Annotated in this window: 18 protein-coding genes; 5 read left to right on the forward strand and 13 right to left on the reverse strand. The window is 65.5% G+C overall.

What is annotated here, in order from left to right:
- Window positions 1-69 precede the first annotated feature (69 nt).
- From FAZ98_RS10560 to FAZ98_RS10590, 7 genes are all read right to left on the reverse strand, one after another.
- Window positions 70-786: an ABC transporter ATP-binding protein gene (locus FAZ98_RS10560; RefSeq protein ID WP_158951165.1), complete on the reverse strand. Its 717-nt coding sequence runs from the start codon at window positions 784-786 to the stop codon at window positions 70-72.
- A complete protein-coding gene (locus FAZ98_RS10565) occupies window positions 786-1,562 on the reverse strand; it encodes an ABC transporter ATP-binding protein (RefSeq protein ID WP_158951166.1) in 777 nt (258 codons plus the stop codon). The genes FAZ98_RS10560 and FAZ98_RS10565 overlap by 1 nt, the downstream gene beginning before the upstream one ends.
- Before the next feature lie 18 nt (window positions 1,563-1,580).
- The gene (locus FAZ98_RS10570; protein ID WP_158951167.1) at window positions 1,581-2,750 is read right to left on the reverse strand and encodes an ABC transporter permease subunit; all 1,170 of its coding nucleotides are present in this window, start codon (window positions 2,748-2,750) and stop codon (window positions 1,581-1,583) included.
- A gap of 14 nt (window positions 2,751-2,764) precedes the next feature.
- Complete coding sequence (locus FAZ98_RS10575) at window positions 2,765-3,715, reverse strand: branched-chain amino acid ABC transporter permease (RefSeq protein ID WP_158951168.1); 951 nt, start codon at window positions 3,713-3,715, stop codon at window positions 2,765-2,767.
- 211 nt (window positions 3,716-3,926) lie between these two features.
- On the reverse strand, window positions 3,927-4,382 hold the full coding sequence (locus FAZ98_RS10580) for a hypothetical protein (RefSeq protein ID WP_158951169.1): 456 nt from the start codon (window positions 4,380-4,382) through the stop codon (window positions 3,927-3,929).
- 554 nt (window positions 4,383-4,936) lie between these two features.
- Window positions 4,937-5,908, reverse strand: a complete 972-nt coding sequence (gene ispH / locus FAZ98_RS10585) for a 4-hydroxy-3-methylbut-2-enyl diphosphate reductase (protein WP_158951170.1) — start codon at window positions 5,906-5,908, stop codon at window positions 4,937-4,939.
- A 5-nt stretch (window positions 5,909-5,913) separates the two neighbouring features.
- The gene (locus FAZ98_RS10590; protein WP_158951171.1) at window positions 5,914-6,369 is read right to left on the reverse strand and encodes an FKBP-type peptidyl-prolyl cis-trans isomerase; all 456 of its coding nucleotides are present in this window, start codon (window positions 6,367-6,369) and stop codon (window positions 5,914-5,916) included.
- Window positions 6,370-6,731: 362 nt separating this feature from the next.
- On the opposite strand from FAZ98_RS10590, the gene radC reads away from it, so the two are divergent.
- The 4 genes from radC to nadB all read left to right on the forward strand — a co-directional run bounded on the left by radC (window position 6,732) and on the right by nadB (window position 10,120).
- Window positions 6,732-7,538: a RadC family protein gene (gene radC / locus FAZ98_RS10595; RefSeq protein WP_158951948.1), complete on the forward strand. Its 807-nt coding sequence runs from the start codon at window positions 6,732-6,734 to the stop codon at window positions 7,536-7,538.
- Between the two features lie 305 nt (window positions 7,539-7,843).
- Window positions 7,844-8,077, forward strand: coding sequence for a 50S ribosomal protein L28 (gene rpmB / locus FAZ98_RS10600; RefSeq protein ID WP_027794135.1), 234 nt, complete (start codon window positions 7,844-7,846; stop codon window positions 8,075-8,077).
- A 10-nt stretch (window positions 8,078-8,087) separates the two neighbouring features.
- The gene (gene rpmG / locus FAZ98_RS10605; protein WP_158951172.1) at window positions 8,088-8,255 is read left to right on the forward strand and encodes a 50S ribosomal protein L33; all 168 of its coding nucleotides are present in this window, start codon (window positions 8,088-8,090) and stop codon (window positions 8,253-8,255) included.
- Window positions 8,256-8,518: 263 nt separating this feature from the next.
- Window positions 8,519-10,120 carry an L-aspartate oxidase gene (gene nadB, locus FAZ98_RS10610; protein ID WP_158951173.1) on the forward strand — a complete coding sequence of 534 codons (1,602 nt, stop codon included), beginning with the start codon at window positions 8,519-8,521 and terminating at the stop codon, window positions 10,118-10,120.
- A gap of 91 nt (window positions 10,121-10,211) precedes the next feature.
- Here the strand turns inward: nadB and nadC are convergent, their stop codons facing one another.
- The 6 genes from nadC to purN all read right to left on the reverse strand — a co-directional run bounded on the left by nadC (window position 10,212) and on the right by purN (window position 17,532).
- A complete protein-coding gene (gene nadC, locus FAZ98_RS10615; RefSeq protein ID WP_158951949.1) occupies window positions 10,212-11,111 on the reverse strand; it encodes a carboxylating nicotinate-nucleotide diphosphorylase in 900 nt (299 codons plus the stop codon).
- Window positions 11,111-12,241 carry a quinolinate synthase NadA gene (gene nadA / locus FAZ98_RS10620; protein ID WP_158951174.1) on the reverse strand — a complete coding sequence of 377 codons (1,131 nt, stop codon included), beginning with the start codon at window positions 12,239-12,241 and terminating at the stop codon, window positions 11,111-11,113. The genes nadC and nadA overlap by 1 nt, the downstream gene beginning before the upstream one ends.
- A gap of 166 nt (window positions 12,242-12,407) precedes the next feature.
- Window positions 12,408-13,604 carry a DesA family fatty acid desaturase gene (locus FAZ98_RS10625; protein ID WP_158951175.1) on the reverse strand — a complete coding sequence of 399 codons (1,197 nt, stop codon included), beginning with the start codon at window positions 13,602-13,604 and terminating at the stop codon, window positions 12,408-12,410.
- 234 nt (window positions 13,605-13,838) lie between these two features.
- Window positions 13,839-15,236 (reverse strand): mechanosensitive ion channel family protein, encoded by a 1,398-nt coding sequence (locus tag FAZ98_RS10630; RefSeq protein WP_158951176.1) that lies wholly within the window; start codon window positions 15,234-15,236, stop codon window positions 13,839-13,841.
- A 185-nt stretch (window positions 15,237-15,421) separates the two neighbouring features.
- Window positions 15,422-16,876: an RsmB/NOP family class I SAM-dependent RNA methyltransferase gene (locus FAZ98_RS10635; RefSeq protein ID WP_158951177.1), complete on the reverse strand. Its 1,455-nt coding sequence runs from the start codon at window positions 16,874-16,876 to the stop codon at window positions 15,422-15,424.
- Entirely contained in the window at window positions 16,873-17,532 is a 660-nt protein-coding gene (purN, locus tag FAZ98_RS10640) for a phosphoribosylglycinamide formyltransferase (RefSeq protein ID WP_158951178.1), read from the reverse strand. Before purN ends, FAZ98_RS10635 begins: the two co-directional genes overlap by 4 nt.
- A gap of 151 nt (window positions 17,533-17,683) precedes the next feature.
- Between purN and FAZ98_RS10645 the strand changes: the two genes are divergently transcribed.
- Entirely contained in the window at window positions 17,684-18,679 is a 996-nt protein-coding gene (locus tag FAZ98_RS10645) for a bifunctional riboflavin kinase/FAD synthetase (protein ID WP_158951179.1), read from the forward strand.
- Window positions 18,680-18,716: the final 37 nt, after the last annotated feature.

The raw sequence follows: 18,716 nt of genomic DNA on the forward strand, positions 1-18,716 counted from the left end.
GCTTGATGCGGAGCCCGGTTTCGGCGAACGTGGTTTGAGCGGCTTATTCGCCCAGCTTATTGGCCCAACTTATTCGCCCAAGTACGCCGCGCGCACCTTCGGATCGTCGAGCATCTGCCTGGCCTCGCCTTCCATCGTCACGAGACCCGAATCCATCACGTAGCCGCGGTTCGCCGCCTGCAGCGCGAGACGCGCGTTCTGCTCGACCAGCAGCACCGTGATGCCTTCCGACGAGATCGTGCGCACCACTTCGAAGATCTTCTCGACCATGATCGGCGAGAGACCCATCGACGGTTCGTCGAGCAGCAGCAGCTTCGGACGCGAGATGATCGCGCGCGCCATGGCCAGCATCTGCTGTTCGCCGCCCGAGAGCGTGCCCGCGAGCTGCGTGGCGCGTTCCTTCAGGCGCGGGAAGAAGCCGAACATGCGCTCGACGTCCTTCGCGATGCCGTCTTTATCGTTGCGCAGGTACGCGCCCATCTGCATGTTTTCGACGATCGACATGCGCGCGAAGATGCCGCGGCCTTCCGGCACCATCGCGAGACCGCGCTTGAGCAGCTCGTGCGCGGGCACGCCCTTGATCGACTGGCCCATGTATTCGATGTCGCCAGCGGCGTACGCCTTCAGGCCCGTGATGGCCTTCATGGTCGTGGTCTTGCCCGCGCCGTTCGCGCCGATCAGCGTGACAAGCTCGCCCTGCTGGACTTGCATGTCCACGCCCTTGACCGCCTGAATGCCGCCGTAATTGACCTGCAGACCCTTGATTTTCAGTACCGGCGTTGCCATCAGTGAACCCCCGCGCCCAGATATGCCTCGATCACCTTCGGGTCCTTCTGCACGTCTTGCGGCAGACCCTCGGCGATCACCTTGCCATAGTCGAGCACTGTCATGCGGTTGCACAGGCCCATCACCAGTTTCACGTCGTGCTCGATCAGCAGGATGGTCTTGCCATCGGCGCGGATCTTGTCGAGCAGGCGCGTGAGTTCGACCTTCTCGGTCGCGTTCATGCCGGCCGCCGGCTCGTCGAGCGCGAGCAGCTTCGGATCGGTCGCGAGCGCGCGGGCGATCTCCAGACGGCGCTGGTGGCCGTACGAGAGATTGCGCGAGGTGTAGTCCGCGTATTGCGAAATGCCCACGTATTCGAGCAGTTCGATCGCGCGTTCCTTGATCTCGCGCTCTTCACGGCGTTCCGACGGCGTTTGCAGCACCGCGCCGATCAGGCCGTGCTTCGTGCGCACGTGGCGGCCGACCATCACGTTTTCGAGCGCCGTCATGCCGCCAAACAGGCGAATGTTCTGGAACGTGCGCGCGATACCGGCCTTCGCCACCTGATACACGGCTTCCGGCTTGTATTCCGTGCCGTCGAGCTTGAATTCGCCCGAATCCGGCGTGTACAGCCCCGTAATCACGTTGAAGAACGTGGTCTTGCCGGCGCCGTTCGGGCCGATCAGACCGTAGATCGTGCCTTCCTCGATCTGCAGGCCCACGTCGGAGAGCGCCTGCAGGCCGCCGAAGCGCTTGTTCACGCCCTTCACGGACAGGCGAATGGATTTGTTGCTCATAGCGTTGTCCTCTCCGTATTACGCGCGCACCGGCTTCTTGTTGCCGCGCTTCGCGATCTTCGCGATCTTGTCTTCGTGCTTCGGCGCGGGCCACAGGCCTTCCGAGCGATACAGCATGATGACGACCATCGCGAGGCCGTAGAGCAACTGGCGGATGACTTCCGTATCGACGATTTCATGGCCGAAGATCCAGTGCTGGAGCGGGCCCATGGTCGAGCGCAGAAACTCGGGGAAGATGGCGAGCAGCACGGCGCCCAGGATCACGCCCGGAATGTGGCCCATGCCGCCCAGCACCACGCAGGCGAGCACCACGACCGATTCCCAGAAGGTGAACGATTCCGGCGAGACGAAGCCCTGGAACGCACCGAACATCGCGCCCGAGAGACCGCCGAACGAGGCGCCCATCGCGAACGCCAGCAGCTTCACGTTACGCGTGTTGATGCCCATGGCCTTGGCGGCGATTTCGTCTTCGCGGATCGCGGCCCAGGCGCGGCCGATACGCGAGTGCTGCAAACGCGTACACACCCAGATCACGAGCAGCGCGCAAACCACGAACGCGTAGTAGTACATGTACACGGACGTGAACGTGAAGCCGAGAATCTCGTGCGGCTGCGCGAGGTTGAAGCCGCCGATCGACAGCGGCGCCACGCCCGTGATGCCCTGCGGGCCGTTGGTGATGTTCACCGGACGGTCGAGGTTGTTCATGAAGATACGAACGATTTCCCCGAAGCCCAGCGTCACGATCGCGAGGTAGTCGCCGCGCAGACGCAGCGTCGGCGCGCCCAGACAGATACCCGCAATGGCCGCGAGCGCCATCGCCACCGGAATCACGATCCAGTAAGGCGTGTGCATGCCGCCGGGCAGCATGTTGGCGATCCACGCGAACTGCGTGGTGAGGTGCGGCGAGGTCAGCAACGCGGCCACGTAGGCGCCCACCGCGTAGAACGCGATGTAGCCCAGGTCGAGCAGGCCGGCGAAGCCGACCACCACGTTCAGACCCAGCGCGAGCATCACGTAGAGCATCGCGAAGTCCAGCACGCGCACCCAGTAGTTGCCGCCCGTGGCGCCCACCACGAAGGGCAGGATCGCGACGATGATCGCCGTGGCGATGCCCACCGTCAGCGTCTTCGTGCGGTTCTTTTCGGGGATGAGCGTCGTCGACGGCTCGATCGGTTGAATTGAAGTCATGTTGTGCTACTCCCTTATGCGCGGTCCGCGACACGTTCGCCCAGCAGCCCCGACGGACGGAACACGAGCACGACGATCAGCACGACGAATGCGAACACGTCCTGATAGTTACTGCCGAACACGCCGCCGGTCAGATTGCCGATGTAACCCGCGCCGAGCTGTTCGATGAGACCGAGAACGACGCCGCCCACCATCGCGCCGCCCAGGTTGCCGATCCCGCCCAGCACCGCGGCCGTGAACGCCTTCATGCCAGGGATGAAGCCCATGTAGAAGTGCGCGTTGCCGTATTCGGAGGCGATCATCACGCCGGCCAGCGCCGCCAGCGCCGAGCCGATCATGAACGTGGCCGAGATCACGAAGTTCGGGTTCACGCCCATCAGCGAGGCGTTGTTGGGGTTTTCGGCGATCGCGCGCATGGCACGGCCGAGCTTCGTGCGGTGCACGAGCAGCAGCAGGCCCGCCATCACGAGGAACGCGACCACGATGATGACGATTTCCGTCGGCGAGATCACGGCGCCCACGCCGGTTTCGGTCGGGGCGATCACGTTGATCGGATCGGTCGAGATGAGCTGCGGGAACGCGAGCGGGTTGCGGCCCCAGATCATCATCGCCAGCGTCTGCAGCAGGATCGACACGCCGATGGCGGTGATCAGCGGTGCGAGGCGCGGCGCGCGGCGCAGCGGCCGGTAAGCGACCTTCTCGATGGTGTAGCCGACGACCGAACACACGACGGCGGCAACGACCAGCCCGATGATCAGCGTGGGGATGTGGCCGAGACCCGGAAAGTGATTCTGGATGACGGTGATCGCGGAGAGCGCGACCATGGCGCCGACCATGAGCACGTCGCCGTGCGCGAAGTTGATGATGCCCAGAATCCCGTACACCATGGTGTAGCCCAGTGCGATGATGGCGTAGATGCTGCCAAGCACCAGCCCATTCAGGATCTGCTGGATGAAAATATCCATTTAATGCTCCTTAGCCCGTGCGACCGGATTCGCGCTTGTCATCGGCCGGTGGGCGATGTTTTACGGAACCGCAACGACACTCTCGGGTACTGAAGTAAAAGACCGGTAAAGGTTGGCCGCGGCCGGTTTGCGTTGTCGCTGTGTTGCAGCGGCAGGCTCGCCGGAAGCGGATGCAAAAACGGCACCGTCGGATGGTTCGGTGCCGTCGGGTTCAACTACCTGTCACGTGCGCGGCGCCAAACTCGCGGCCGGTCTTGCGGACCGGCGCCGTGAATGCGTCGAACGTCATGACTCCCTCTTCCGGACCGCCTGCGCGCCGGACACCCTCGCATACGAGAGGCCCGCCAGTCAGGCGACGAACCGGCACAACGACAGCGCTTGCGCCGGTGCATGCAAAAGCAAGGTGCATGCCAGTTTTCATGACGACGGGAGCGAACGCGATTCCGGACGTCTTTGAGGCATCCGCGCGGGCCGCAGGTGCGACTCGGGCGTGGCCGTTTTCATCGTCGTATCCGAAACGCACTTCGGCTCCTTCAGTGCGCGCAACGATCGTCGATATTTCGCCGCTGCCCACGCGAACCGCCCATTCGATCGTTGGGCTGAACCACGCGTCGCGTGGCGCAACCGCCGCCATCGAAGGCGTGGCAAAAGCAAATTCGACGTGCATTAATCAGGTCTCCTGCGCCTTCCGAAATGCTTGTTCGAGGGCCTTCCAAAACCTCTCCAACCCTCAGAACGCGCGCATTGTAACGCCAATTATGCGACGGGCAATATTGTTGAACCGGCAGGGTTTTCCTGCATTGCAACCGAATATCTAGATAAGAGCCGGGCGCGGGTTGCACCTAGGTTGCGCCGCATTTTCGTGCACCAGTTGCACCAAAAATTGGCGGCATCGGCATCATGTGTTGCGGCCGACGGGCGCAATGCCTTGTGGGGCGGGCATTGGTGCGGGCGCTGAGCAATCGTGCAGTGCGAAAAACGCAATGCACCGAATTGGGGCGATGGGAGATTGAGCACGTAATCAGGCTCAAATAATTAGGGCTATATCGATGATATGACGCCCCAATATAGCGAAAACACTGATAAAAACCGGCAGGTTTCGCGGGGTTAACCGCTCGCTTTTCTTAATGCGACCCCATTAAATGGAGCCGATTCGCCTGCGGAGGCACAAAAAAAGCGCGCCAGCGGCGCGCTTTCGTCTGCGGAGAACCGATCCGGAACTCAGCCCGGTTGCCCCAGGCCGCGCGGCAGCGGGAACGCGATGTTCTCCTCGATGCCCTCGAGCGCGCGCACGTTGCGCGCACCGAGTTCGTGCAGGCGCTGGATGATCTTCTGCGCCAGCGCCTCGGGCGCCGAAGCGCCCGCGGTCAGGCCGATGCGGCGCTTGCCGGCGAGCCACTGCGGGTCGATCTGCTCGGGCGCGTCCACCATATAGGCGGGAATGCCGCGCTTCTCGGCCACTTCGCGCAGGCGGTTCGAGTTCGAGCTGTTCGGGCTGCCCACCACGATCACCACGTCGCACTGCGGCGCCATGAACTTGACGGCGTCCTGGCGGTTTTGCGTGGCGTAGCAGATGTCCTGCTTTTTCGGCTCGCGAATTTCGGGGAAGCGCGTTTTGAGCGCCGCGATGATTTCGGCGGCGTCGTCCACGGACAGCGTGGTTTGCGTGACGAAGGCAACGCGCGCGGGATCGCGCAACGCGAGCGCCTCGACGTCGGCGATATCTTCGACGAGAAACATGCCCTCGCCCACCTGGCCCATCGTGCCTTCCACTTCCGGGTGACCCTTGTGGCCGATCATGACGATGTCGAGGCCTTCGTCGCGCATTTTCGCGACTTCGACGTGCACCTTGGTGACGAGCGGACACGTGGCGTCGTAAATACGCAGGCCGCGCGCGGCCGCGTCGGCGCGCACCGCCTTCGAAACACCGTGCGCGCTGAAGATCACGGTATTGCCCGCGGGGACTTCGTCGAGCTGCTCGATGAAGATCGCCCCTTTCTGGCGCAGATCCTCAACGACATAGGCGTTATGAACGATCTCGTGACGCACGTAGATGGGAGCGCCGTGCAACTGGATGGCGCGCTCGACGATCTCGATGGCCCGGTCGACGCCGGCGCAAAAACCGCGCGGCTGGGCAAGCAGGATTTCCGCTTCGGCAAGCTCGGCGAGTACAGACGTGTCCGTGGTGGTCATGGGCTTTACAGGATTCCGATGATTTGCACTTCGAACGCAACCGCCTGGCCTGCGAGCGGATGGTTGAAATCGAACAGGGCGGAAGTCTCGTTGACTTCCTTGAGCACGCCCGCGTAGCGGTCGCCATTGGGCGCGTTGAATTCGACCAGGTCGCCCGGCTTGAACGACTCGCCGATCATGGCGTTGTCGCGCAGCGTCTTGAGCGAGACGCGCTGGATCAGGTCGGGATTGCGCTGGCCGAAGGCGACCCCGGGTTCTAGCTGAAAGGTGGAGTGGTGGCCAACCTTCAGGCCCTGCAGAATGTTCTCCAGCGGCGGCGCCAGCTGGCCGGCGCCCAGCAGCAGCGTGGCCGGCCGGTCGACAAACGTGTTGACGATCTCGGTGCCATCGGCGAGCGAAAGCCGGTAGTGCAGCGTCACATGGGAACCCGGTTTCACTTCGGAGATGTCGATGATGCTCATGCGTTACTCATTCTCGTCGAGACGCGCAAGACGCGCGTGCGCGCCGCGAGGCGCCGGTCCGGCCCCCGTCGGGCGACCGGAAAACATCTATTGTAAGCCACTTGGCCGGGGCGGACGTGCGGTGCCGCTCGTCGAATTGTGCGCCGCTTTCATGAACGGTCGAGGTCGGCGCGCCACCCTTTTTCAGCATCAGGAGTCACGCCATGACGCAAGTCCTCCCGCAACGCGCGCTCGAGCCGCGCCCGGTTCCAGGCCGTTCGAATACCGGGCCGCTCGTTGGCCCCGCGCTCGCCTGCGCCGAACGCGAACGGCCGCGCGCCCGCGCAAGGCGGGCGGCGCAGGCCGGCAATCCGCCCGTCGACATGACGGTTGAAACGGTGGCCGAACCGGCACCCCAGGCATCGACCGCGGCGTCGGGGGCTGTGTCGGTCATACCGTCGGCCATACCGTCGGCCGCGGCATCGCTGGCAACTTCGGACGCGGGCACCTCCCCGGAACCGCCGCTGCCGCTCCGCTCGCGCGACATGCCGCGCGAGCGGCTGCGCACGGCCGGCGCGACGGCGCTCTCCGACATCGAACTGATCGCGATCCTGCTCGGTTCCGGCCTGCCCGGCCACGACGTGTTCAACGTCGCGCGCTCGCTGCTCACGCGTTTCGGCTCGCTGCGCGCGCTGCTCGACGCACAGCCCGAGGAGTTCGACGGCCTGCGCGGCATCGGCCCGGCGAAAGCGGCGCTGCTCCAGGCGATCACGGAACTGGCGCGCCGCGCGCTCGCCGAAGCGCTCGACGACAAACCGCTCGTCGACTCGCCCGCCGCCGTGGAGGACTATTTGCGCCTGTTGATCGGCGGGCGGCCGCACGAGGTGTTCGTCTGCCTCTTTCTGGACGCGCGTCACCGGCTGATCCGCTCCGAGGAGATCTCGCGCGGTTCGCTCACGCGCATGGCGGTGTACCCGCGCGAGATCGTGCGGCGCGCGCTCACGCTCAATGCCGCGAGCCTGATCGTCGCGCACAATCATCCGTCGGGCGCGGTCCAGCCGAGCGCGAGCGACCGCCGCCTCACGCGTGTGCTGCGCGAAACGCTGGCGCTCGTGGAAGTGCAACTGGTCGATCATCTGGTGATCGGAGCGCGCGAGACGTTTTCGTTCGCGCGGCATGGCTGGAACTAGCGGCCGGCCTGCGACAGCGTTCGGGGCGCACGGGTCGCGCAATGGGCTACGCAACAGTTCGGGTTACGCAACACTTCGCGCAACACCTGCCGCAATTTGCGTTTGATTTTCCAGGGCTTTTTCTGCTAGACTCACGGTTTGCCTATTTCCAACCCTGTTCCGAAAGCCTCAAGGCCTTCCAGGGGAAATATGGCCTGGGTTCGAGGTAGTCTCTCATCCATACGTGAGCGCTCTCTTTTCCGGCCATTTCTCGCCCTGGGAAACTAAAGCGGCTCTCGAACTCAGAATTCCGTAGGAGTGTACTTATGGCACGCGTATGCCAAGTCACTGGGAAAGCGCCGATGAGCGGCAACAACGTTTCCCACGCTAACAACAAGACCAAGCGCCGTTTCCTCCCGAATCTGCAAAACCGCCGATTCTGGGTTGAAAGCGAAAACCGTTGGGTGCGTCTGCGCATCTCGAACGCAGGCCTGCGCCTGATCGACAAGAACGGCATCGATTCCGTGCTCGCAGACCTGCGCGCACGCGGCGAACTGTAAGGAGTAAATCATGGCCAAGGGCATCCGCGACAAGATCAAGCTCGAGTCGACCGCAGGTACGGGTCACTTCTACACGACCACGAAGAACAAGCGCAACATGCCGGAAAAAATGTCGATCAAGAAGTTCGACCCGGTTATTCGCAAGCACGTCGAGTACAAGGAAACCAAGATCAAGTAATTGATCTGGCTCCGAGCCTGACGAAGACAGCAAAACCCCGCTCTCGCAGCGGGGTTTTGTTTTTTGCGCGCCATTTTTGTGCGCGCGTACCCGGTCTCTCCTTTCGCCCCAACCTGCCCTGCCCGCGCAAAGGTGTTTTCACGCCCGCGGCCACGTCGCCCATTTCCGTTCGCTCCGCTCTCGGAGTATGCTTGCCGATTACCTCAGTCTGACGGTAACCATGAACGTCAGAAGCAGAACAAGAGAGACGGAGAAGCAGGATCATGAATTTCGATGTAGCGATCGTCGGCAGCGGGCTGGCAGGCCTGAGCGTCGCGTTGAATCTCGCCGACTCGCGGCGCGTCGTCATCATCGCCAAGCGCGCGATGACCGAAGGGGCCAGCGACCGGGCACAAGGCGGCATTGCCGCGGTGCTCGACTCGGCTGACAGCGTGGAAAACCATGTGGACGACACGCTCGTGGCCGGCGGCGGGCTCTGCGACGAAGGCGCGACGCGCTTCATCGTCGAGCACGGCCGCGAAGCCATCGAATGGCTGATCGCGCAGGACGTGCCGTTCACGAAAGACGCCGCGGCCGAACTCGGCTTCCACCTGACGCGCGAAGGCGGCCACAGCCATCGCCGCATCATTCACGCCGCCGACGCCACCGGCCACGCCGTCGTGCAAACGCTGCTCGAACGCGCGCGCCAGCATCCGAACATCACGATCCTCGAAGACCATCAGGCCATCGACGTCATCACGTCCGACCGCCTCGGCCTGCCCGGCCGCCGCTGCCACGGCCTCTACGCGCTCGACCTCGCGAACGACCGCACGGTGACGATCCAGGCGCCGCACACCGTGCTCGCCACGGGCGGCGCGGGCAAGGTCTATCTCTACACGACCAACCCCGACACGGCCACCGGCGACGGCATTGCCATGGCATGGCGCGCGGGTTGCCGCGTGGCGAACATGGAGTTCATCCAGTTCCACCCCACGTGCCTGTTCCATCCGCACGCCAAGTCGTTCCTGATTTCCGAAGCCGTGCGCGGCGAAGGCGGCCTGTTGCGCCTGCCCGACGGCACGCGCTTCATGCCCGAGCACGACGCGCGCGCCGAACTCGCGCCGCGCGACATCGTGGCCCGCGCGATCGACTTCGAGATCAAGAAGCACGGCATCGACTGCGTGCATCTCGACATCAGCCACCAGCCGCCGGCGTTCCTCGAAGAACATTTTCCGACGATCCTCGCGCGCTGCCGCGAGTTCGGCATCGACATCACGAAAGAGCCCATTCCCGTCGTACCCGCCGCGCACTACACCTGTGGCGGCGTGGTCACCGACCTCGCGGGCCGCACCGACCTCGCGGGCCTCTACGCTGTGGGCGAAACCTCGTACACCGGCCTGCACGGCGCGAACCGCCTCGCCAGCAACTCGCTGCTCGAATGCCTCGTGATCGGCCGCTCGGCGGCGGAAGCGATCGAGGCCGAAGGCTTCGGCGCGGCCGCGCACGCGCCGCTGCCCGACTGGGACGAAAGCCGCGTGTCCGACTCCGACGAGGAAGTCGTGGTCGCGCACAACTGGGACGAACTGCGCCGCCTGATGTGGAATTACGTCGGCATCGTGCGCACGGACAAACGGCTCGAACGCGCCCAGCACCGGCTCTCGCTGCTGCGCGACGAAATCCTCGAGTACTACGCGAATTTCCGCGTCACGCGCGACCTGCTGGAACTGCGCAATCTCGTCGAAGTCGCCTCGCTGATCGTCGAAAGCGCGCGTTCGCGCCGCGAAAGCCGCGGCCTGCACTTCAGCCGCGACTGGCCGAACACGCTGCCCAAGGCACTGCCCACCGTGCTCGCGCCCGAGCGCGTGCGCAATCGCACGGTGTCCTGAGCCTCGCCTGTCGCCGCAAAGAAAAAGCCGCCCATGAGGCGGCTTTTTTACGAGGATGGCGCACGGGCCAGGCGCCGTGCAACCGCGCGCCTCAGACGATTCGCATGGAGTAATCCGTTGCGCGCACATCTTTCGTGAGCGCGCCGATCGAAATGCGATCGACCCCGGTTTCGGCGATGGTGACCACCGTTTCCGCGTTCACGCCGCCCGAGACTTCGAGCACGGCGCGCCCGGCCGTGAGCGTCACGGCGCTGTGCATCATGTCGAACGAGAAGTTGTCGAGCAGCACCGACTTCGCGCCGTGCGCGAGCGCCGTTTCGAGCTGCTCGAGCGTTTCCACCTCGATCTGGATCGGCACGCCCGAGTTCAGCGCGAGCGCCGCGTGCATGGCCGCGCCCACGCCGCCCGCCGCCGCGATGTGGTTTTCCTTGATCAGAATGCCGTCGTAGAGCGCGAGACGCTGGTTGACGCCGCCACCCACGCGCACCGCGTACTTCTGCGCGAGGCGCAGCCCCGGCAGCGTCTTGCGCGTGTCGAGAATGCGCGCCTGCGTGTGCGCGATCATGCCGACGTAACCGCGCGTGGCGCTCGCCACGCCCGACAGCAACTGCAGGAAGTTCATGGCGTTGCGCTCGGCCGTGAGCAGCGAGCGCGCCGGGCCGCGCAGCGAGCACACGGGCGTGTTGGCCGTCATGCGTTCGCCTTCGCGATAGTGCCAGCGCACCTCGATACGCGGATCGACGCGCTTCACCACGCCGTCGAACCACAGCACGCCGCACAGCACCGCGTCTTCGCGCACGACGATGCGCGCGTCGCGTATCTCGTCGGCCGGCACGAGACGGCCGGTCTGGTCGCCGGCGCCCACGTCTTCCGCGAGCGCGTCCTGCACATTGCGCTCGATGGCGGCGTCGAAGGCCGCGCCGTACTGCGCGCGCACCTCGGCGAGCACGGGCGCGAGCGCGTCCACGGCGAGCAATTCCAGTGCACCCATCATGCGGCTCCTACTTGCGAGAACAGCGCCGTGTCGCGCGCGAGGTCGCCGCTCGCCTGCACGCGGCGCTTGTGTTCGGCCGCGAACGCGAGCATGCGGTCGATCGGCAGACGCGCGCGCTCGGCAATCGCGGTATCGACGAAAATTTCGTTGTGACCGCGCTCCAGTACCTCGGCGAGATTGCCGAGACCGTTCATCGCCATCCACGGGCAATGCGCGCAGCTCTTGCAGGTGGCGCTGTTGCCGGCCGTGGGCGCTTCGATGAAGGTCTTGCCCGGCGCGGCGAGCTGCATCTTGTGCAGGATGCCGAGATCGGTCGCGACGATAAAGCGTTGCGCGTCGAGCTTCACGGCCGCGTCGATCAGCTGCGTGGTCGAGCCGACCACGTCGGCGAGCGCGACCACGCCTTCGGGCGACTCGGGGTGCACGAGCACCTTGGCGTCGGGGTATTCGGCGCGCAGCAGGTCCAGCTCCACGCCCTTGAACTCGTCGTGCACGAGGCACGAGCCCTGCCACAGCAGCATGTCGGCGCCGGTTTTCTTCTGGATGTAATTGCCCAGATGGCGGTCCGGCGCCCAGATGATTTTTTCGCCCTTCGCGTGCAGGTCGGCGACGATCTCCAGACCGATGGACGAGGTGACCATCCAGTCCGCGCGCGCTTTCACAGCGGCGCTGGTGTTCGCATAGACAACCACGGTGCGGTCGGGATGCGCGTCGCAGAACGCCGAGAACTCGTCCACGGGGCAGCCCAGATCGAGCGAGCAGGTCGCGTCGAGGTCGGGCATGAGAATGCGCTTGTTCGGGCTCAGGATCTTCGCGGTCTCGCCCATGAAGCGCACGCCCGCCACCACGAGCGTTTGCGCTTCGTGGTCGCGGCCGAAGCGCGCCATTTCGAGCGAATCGGCCACGCAGCCGCCGGTTTCGTCGGCCAGCTCCTGCAATTCGGGATCGACGTAATAGTGCGCGACGAGCACCGCTTTCTCGCGCTTGAGCAATGCCCGCACGCGCTCTTTCAACGCGGCGCGCTCGGCTTGCGACGGCGCGTCGGGCACGCGGGCCCACGCTTGTCCGACGCTGCACACGGTGCCTTGCGGGCGGTCGTATTCGACCTTTCTGATCGCCTGACTCATATCTCCTGCCCCTACCGATCGCCGCGTCGATCGAGCCATTGTGGGGACGCCGGCTCGGTCGCTGTTGCTGCGGCCCAAAAAGAAAAACCCCGCCAGCGCGGGGTTTTGTGACGTTCTGTCATTTTAAAGGATTTTCAGGCGCTCCACCGGAGGCCGAAAAAGCCGGTCAGGCGTAGCGGCGCAGACGCGACGCGAACTCTTGCAGCGCCTTGATGCCGCTTTGCTCGGCACGATGGCACCAGTCCTGGAGTTGCGTGAGCAGTTGCTCGCGCGACGCGCTCGAACGTTCCCAGATCGCCGCGAGTTCGTTGCGCAGCTCGATGTAGGTGCGCAGCTTCTGGCTGTTCGCGAAGATCTGCGGCAGCTGGCGCTTCTGCGGTTCGTCGAGACTGGCTTCTTCCTTGTCGAACCACTTGCGCGCGCCGCGCATGACCTTGTACTTCTCGCGCTCGCCCACTTCCTTCAGGTGCGCGAGCTCCTGGCGGTACGCCTGCTTCACGGCCTTGGCGTAACGCGCCATCACTTCGTAGCGGTTCGAGAGCACGGCCTGCAGCGTTTCGTGGTCGGGCACGAGCTTGCCGCTGGTGAGACGCGGCGTGGGCGCGACCTTCTTGACCTTGGCGAGGCCCACCGCCGACATCACGCGGATGTACATCCAGCCGATGTCGAACTCGTACCACTTGTTCGACAGCTTCGCCGACGTCGCGAACGTGTGGTGATTGTTGTGCAGTTCTTCGCCGCCGATGATGATGCCCCACGGGAACAGGTTCGTGCTCGCATCCGACGAATTGAAGTTGCGATAGCCCCAGAAGTGGCCGAGACCGTTCACGACGCCGGCGGCCCAGAACGGGATCCACGCCATCTGCACGGCCCACACGGTCAGGCCGACCGCGCCGAACAGCGCCACGTCGATGACCATCATGATGCTCACGCCGAGAATGGGGTAGCGCGTGTAGACGTTGCGCTCCATCCAGTCGTTGGGCGTGCCGTGGCTGAAACGGCGCAGCGTTTCTTCGTTCTTCGCCTCGGTGCGATAGAGTTCCGCGCCTTCGAGCAGCACCTTCCAGATGCCGCGCGTTTGCGGGCTGTGCGGATCTTCCTCGGTCTCGCACTTGGCGTGGTGCTTGCGGTGAATAGCCGCCCACTGGCCCGTGAGCATGCCCGTGGTCATCCACAGCCAGAAGCGGAAGAAGTGCGCGGCGATGGGGTGCAGATCCAGCGCGCGGTGCGCCTGGCAGCGGTGCAGATACACCGTGACGCCGATGATCGTGATATGCGTGACCACGACGGCGAACAGCACGATTTGCCACCACGAGAAGTGCAGCGTTCCGTGGGCAAGGAAATCAAGCAGGGAGTTCAACAAGGCATTTACCTGTGAAGCGGGGGCGCGGCGTTTCAGCCATGCGCGGTGTCAAGAAAGTGAAAGCGGTCTGAAGCGGTTGGACGGCATTCTACGCGAACCGTTCCAAGTGTTTGTAACAAATGAAGATTTTTTTCCTAATCGCTGGCCGAGTCAACCATTTTGAGCAGCGCAGAGGCGCTTTGCCGCAGCTTTCAGGGCGCCCGGCACGATGCGCGCGGCCCGCCACTGTGACGTCTACGCCACACCTTCGGACGGGCTTTCGTCAGACCTGAAAGGCGCGCACGTTTCAGTCCCGGACCGGCTTTCCACGGCGGCGCCCGAGGCGGGTCCGGCCATGCGTTCCGGCACGCCCACGATGCGCACTTCGCGCTGCGCGAACGGGATCGAGATCCCATGCTCGTTAAATAAGCGCCAGATGTTCAGATTCACGGCCGAGCGCACGCCCGAGGTCCCCGTGGCCGCGTCGGCGATCCAGAAACCGAGTTCGAGATTGATGCCGTCGGCGCCGAAGTTCGCGAGATACGGGGTCGGAGCAGGATCGGCGAGCACGCGCTCTACTCCCTCGGCCGCGCGCGCGAGCAGCGCCATCGCCGCGTCGAGGTCGGTGTCGTAGGCGACCTGCACCGCCGCCTTCGCGTAGCCGCGCGTCAGGAATGACGACTGGTTCTGCACCACGTCGGTAATGAGTTTTTCGTTCGGGATCAGCGTTTCCACGCCGTCGAGGCCGCGCACGACCGTGTAGCGCGTGCGGATTTGCGTGACCTTGCCCGCGAGCCCGGCCACGTTGATGGTGTCGCCGAGCCGCAGCGAGCGGTCGATCAGGATGATGAAGCCCGAAACATAGTTGCTCGCGATCTTCTGCAGGCCGAAGCCGAGGCCCACGCCCAGCGCGCCGCCGAACACGCCGAGCACCGTGATGTCGATGCCGACGATCGAGAGGCTGAACAGCACCGCCGCGACCACGAGAATCGCGCGGCCCACGCGCGCGAGCACCACCCGCAGGTTGGCGTCGATGGTGGTCGCGCGCATCAGGCGGTCTTCGAGCGCGGCGCCGGCCCAGATCGCCACGATCATCGTCACGCCGACCCAGAGCACGCCCGTGGACAGCGAGAGCAGCGTCACGTGCGCCGTGCCGATGCGAAAGCGCACGCTCTCCATCCAGTCGAGCACGTCGTCCTGAATGCCGAGCACCGTGAGCAGCATCGCGACCCAGACGATCAGCGACACCAGCTTTTCGACGATGGCGAGCCACGCGTGCGTCTCGCCGCTCGCGCCGAACACGCGCCGCGCGAAGAAGAACGCGATGTAGATCAGCCCGATGCCGATGAGCGGCACCAGCGCGAGATTGAGCAGCGAGGTGTGGATGAAGTGGTGCGCGATTTCGCGCGCGCCCCACACGCACAGCGCGCCGATCAGCGGAAAGAACGCCCTCGAGAGGCTTTCCGCGCCGAAGCGCAGGCTCTCGTAGCGCGTCTGGCGGCGGGCGTCGAGCGCGCGGCGCGCGAGCCGCGACAGCACGAACGCCACGGCGAGCGCCCCGATCAGCACGGCCGCCTGCCAGAGCATGACGGGCTGGCCGAAGTCGCGGAGCACGCCGCCGAGCATGTGGGAGAAAAGACGGTTTTCGAACATGAAACGCTAAAAGGGAGAGACCGAAAGGGGCGAGACGGATAACGCGGGCGCGGCAACGGCGAGCCCCGGCCGGAAGAACGCCAGACAAACGCCGCCCCGAAAACCCGTCGACAAAACCGGCGCGGGGCCGCCCGGACTGATGCCGGACGGCCCCGCGTGTTGCATCGCGTGTCGAAACGAACGGCTTACTGCTTCGACTTGCTCTTCTTCGCCTTCACCTTCGCGCCTGCCGGATCCGGCTCGGCCGTTTCCGGCGCGGCGTCGGGGGTTTCGTCGACGGATTTCGCGCGGGCGATCACGTCGGCGGCCTCTTCCGCGGCGGCGGCAGCGGCTTCCTCGGGCGTCGTTTCAGCGCCGGCCGCCTTGGTCTTCGGCTTGGCGTCGCCGCGCCGCTCCAGCACGGCGGCGAAGAAGCCGTCCGTGGCGTGGCGATGCGGCCAGAGCGAGAGGTAGTCGCCCGTATCGAGGCCGATGCGCTGCTCCGCGAGCACGTCGCGCGCGCTCACCAGCGCGAAGTCGGGATGCGCGTCGAGGAACTGCTTCACGACCGCTTCGTTTTCGGCTTCGAGAATACTGCAGGTTGCGTAGACGAGACGGCCGCCGCGCTTGAGCAGGCGCGCGGCGCTCGTGAGAATCGACAGTTGCTTGGGCGCGAGTTCCGCGACCGATTCCGGCGTCTGGCGCCATTTCAGGTCGGGATTGCGGCGCAGCGTGCCGAGGCCCGAGCACGGCGCGTCCACCAGCACGCGGTCGATCTTGCCGACGAGGCGCTTGATCTTGGCGTCGTGTTCGCTGTCGATGAGCACCGGATTGACGTTCGACAGCCCGCTGCGCGCGAGGCGCGGTTTGAGCTTGGCGAGACGGCGGTCCGACACGTCGAACGCGTAGAGACGGCCGGTCGAGCGCATCATCGCGCCGAGCGCGAGCGTCTTGCCGCCCGCGCCCGCGCAGAAGTCCACCACCATTTCGCCGCGGCGCGGCGCGACCAGCGAGCACAGCAGCTGGCTGCCTTCGTCCTGCACCTCGAACCAGCCGTTCCTGAACGCGTCGAGCTTGCTCAACGCCGGCTTGCCGACCACGCGCACGCCGTTGGGCGCGAACGGCGTCTCGCCCGCCTCGATGCCCGCCTCGGACAGCGAGCGCAGCAGTTCGTCGCGGTTCGCCTTGATCGGGTTCGAGCGCAGGTCGAGCGGCGCCGGATAGTTGAGCGCGGCGGCGAGCTGCGCCAGTTCGGCGGGCTCGAAACGGCCGTCGAGCGCCTTCGTGATCCAATCGGGCAGATTGATCTGCACGCGCACGGGCAGGCTGGCCGGGTCGATGCGGGCAACGTGCTCGAGCCAGTTCGCCTCGGCGTCCGAGAGGAACGGGCGGATCGCCGAGCGGCCCGCCGTGGCCATCAGGCCGAGCAGCGTGAGGCGGCGCGTGGGGCTGCCCGAGCCGCCTTCGGCCAGATGCGCGAACTCCATGCGCCGGCGCAGCACGGCGAACACGGCTTCGGCGATCACGCCGCGCTCGGCGTGGCCGAGCTTGGGATGCTCGCGGAAGAAGCGGCTCGTCACCGCGTCGGCGGGACCCGTGAATTTAAGGACGTCGGCGAGCAACGTCTCCGTTTGTCCAATCAGAAAACCATGTAGTCTCATGCGCCCTCCCCGGCGGCTTGCGAGTCGTCAAAGAAGAGCCACTGAGGCTCGGCCGGCGCGAGGCGCACGCGCTCGCCGTCGAGCGACAGGCGCCCTTCGACGAACCAGCGCACCGCGCGCGGATAAATTACGTGTTCGGTTTGCAGCACGCGCGCGGCCAGCGCCGCGGCGTCGTCGGTCTCGCGCACGGGCACGGCGGCCTGCGCGACGATGGGCCCGTGATCGAGCGTGGGCGTGACGAAATGCACGGTCGCGCCATGCACGCGGCAGCCGGCGTCGAGCGCCTGCTGGTGCGTCTTGAGGCCCGGAAAACTGGGCAGCAGCGAAGGATGGATGTTGATCATCCGGCCCGAATAATGGTCCACAAAGCCGTTCGTCAGCACGCGCATGAAGCCCGCCAGCACGACGAGATGCGGCTCGAAGCCGTCGACGGTCTGCGCGAGCGCGGCGTCGAACGCGGCCCGGTCGGGAAACTGGCGATGGTCGACGACCGCCGTGGCAATGCCGTGCGAAGCCGCGAAGTCGAGCCCCGCGGCGTCCGGACGGTTGGCAATCACGGCCGCGACGCGCGCCGGCCAGGCTTCCTGTGCGCACGCGCGCACGACGGCTTCCATGTTGCTGCCCCGTCCTGAAATCAGGATGACGAGATTTTTCATCCGCGGATTTTATCATCGGGCACACCGCGCCACGTGCGGGCGACGGCGATCGTCGTCTCGTGCGTTTATAATCTTCTGTTTCGTCGCGGCCGGTCGCCTGACCGACGGGCCCGGCCCAGCGTTATTCGAGGTTCCTCCAGGTTCCGCTATCGTGAGAGTCTTCCGCGGTCTTCCCAACGCCGAAAGCCGCGCGCCCTGCGCGCTCACCATCGGCAATTTCGACGGTGTCCACCGCGGGCATCAGGCATTGCTCGCGCGCGTGCGCGAAGCCGCAGACGCACGCGGGCTGCCCGTCTGCGTGATGACCTTCGAGCCGCATCCGCGCGAGTTCTTCAATCCGGCCAGCGCCCCGCCGCGCATCGCCATGCTGCGCGACAAGCTCGAGGCGCTGCGCGAGAACGGCGTGGACCGCGTCGTGGTCGAGCACTTCAACCACACGTTCGCGAGCCAGTCGCCGGCGGATTTCGTCGAAAACATCATCGTGGGCGGCCTGCACGCGCGCTGGATGATGATCGGCGACGACTTCCGCTACGGCGCGAAGCGCGCGGGCGACTTCGCCTCGCTCAAGCTCGCGGGCGAGCATTACGGCTTCGAAGTCGAGCAGATGGCGACCGTGGCCGACCCGTCGGGCGTGCGCATTTCCAGCTCGGCCGTGCGCACGCAGTTGCAGGCGGGCGACCTCGACGCCGCGCGCGCCTCGCTCGGGCGCGGCTACCAGATCAGCGGCCACGTGGCGCACGGGCTCAAGCTCGGGCGCGACCTCGGCTTTCCCACGCTGAATCTGCCGATCGGCCACAAGCGTCCGGCGCTCGGCGGCATCTTCGTCGTGCAGGTGCACGGCCTTGCCGACCACCCGCTGCCCGGCGTGGCGAGCCTCGGCCTGCGCCCGACCGTGGACGATTCCGGCCGCGTGCTGCTCGAAGTGCATCTGCTCGACTGGCACGGCGACGCCTACGGCAAGCTCGTGCGCGTCGAGTTTCTGAAGAAGCTGCGCGACGAGGAAAAGTTCGTCGACCTCGAAACGCTCACCGCCGCGATCGCTCGCGACGTGAGCAACGCCCGCGCGTGGTTCGCCGCGGCGGGCGCCAGCATCACCGGCGGCCGTTCCACTGGCTTCGCCACCTCGGCCACCGACCGAATTAGGTGACCCGCGGCTCGCCCGCGCCGGTTTCGATCCGTATCGA

The sequence above is a fragment of the Paraburkholderia acidisoli genome, from assembly GCF_009789675.1.
Taxonomy (GTDB): domain Bacteria; phylum Pseudomonadota; class Gammaproteobacteria; order Burkholderiales; family Burkholderiaceae; genus Paraburkholderia; species Paraburkholderia acidisoli.

What these genes read in the sequence shown, in the direction of transcription:
- FAZ98_RS10590 (WP_158951171.1), bottom strand. Translation starts at nt 6,369, where the DNA reads ATGAGCATCATCGACATCTCCGAAGTGAAACCGGGTTCCCATGTGACG.
- nadA (WP_158951174.1), bottom strand. Translation starts at nt 12,241, where the DNA reads ATGAGTCAGGCGATCAGAAAGGTCGAATACGACCGCCCGCAAGGCACC.
- FAZ98_RS10630 (WP_158951176.1), bottom strand. Translation starts at nt 15,236, where the DNA reads ATGTTCGAAAACCGTCTTTTCTCCCACATGCTCGGCGGCGTGCTCCGC.
- ispH (WP_158951170.1), bottom strand. Translation starts at nt 5,908, where the DNA reads ATGACCACCACGGACACGTCTGTACTCGCCGAGCTTGCCGAAGCGGAA.
- FAZ98_RS10580 (WP_158951169.1), bottom strand. Translation starts at nt 4,382, where the DNA reads ATGCACGTCGAATTTGCTTTTGCCACGCCTTCGATGGCGGCGGTTGCG.
- FAZ98_RS10565 (WP_158951166.1), bottom strand. Translation starts at nt 1,562, where the DNA reads ATGAGCAACAAATCCATTCGCCTGTCCGTGAAGGGCGTGAACAAGCGC.
- FAZ98_RS10635 (WP_158951177.1), bottom strand. Translation starts at nt 16,876, where the DNA reads ATGAGACTACATGGTTTTCTGATTGGACAAACGGAGACGTTGCTCGCC.
- radC (WP_158951948.1), top strand. Translation starts at nt 6,732, where the DNA reads ATGACGGTTGAAACGGTGGCCGAACCGGCACCCCAGGCATCGACCGCG.
- FAZ98_RS10575 (WP_158951168.1), bottom strand. Translation starts at nt 3,715, where the DNA reads ATGGATATTTTCATCCAGCAGATCCTGAATGGGCTGGTGCTTGGCAGC.
- FAZ98_RS10560 (WP_158951165.1), bottom strand. Translation starts at nt 786, where the DNA reads ATGGCAACGCCGGTACTGAAAATCAAGGGTCTGCAGGTCAATTACGGC.
- rpmG (WP_158951172.1), top strand. Translation starts at nt 8,088, where the DNA reads ATGGCCAAGGGCATCCGCGACAAGATCAAGCTCGAGTCGACCGCAGGT.
- purN (WP_158951178.1), bottom strand. Translation starts at nt 17,532, where the DNA reads ATGAAAAATCTCGTCATCCTGATTTCAGGACGGGGCAGCAACATGGAA.
- rpmB (WP_027794135.1), top strand. Translation starts at nt 7,844, where the DNA reads ATGGCACGCGTATGCCAAGTCACTGGGAAAGCGCCGATGAGCGGCAAC.
- nadB (WP_158951173.1), top strand. Translation starts at nt 8,519, where the DNA reads ATGAATTTCGATGTAGCGATCGTCGGCAGCGGGCTGGCAGGCCTGAGC.
- nadC (WP_158951949.1), bottom strand. Translation starts at nt 11,111, where the DNA reads ATGGGTGCACTGGAATTGCTCGCCGTGGACGCGCTCGCGCCCGTGCTC.
- FAZ98_RS10570 (WP_158951167.1), bottom strand. Translation starts at nt 2,750, where the DNA reads ATGACTTCAATTCAACCGATCGAGCCGTCGACGACGCTCATCCCCGAA.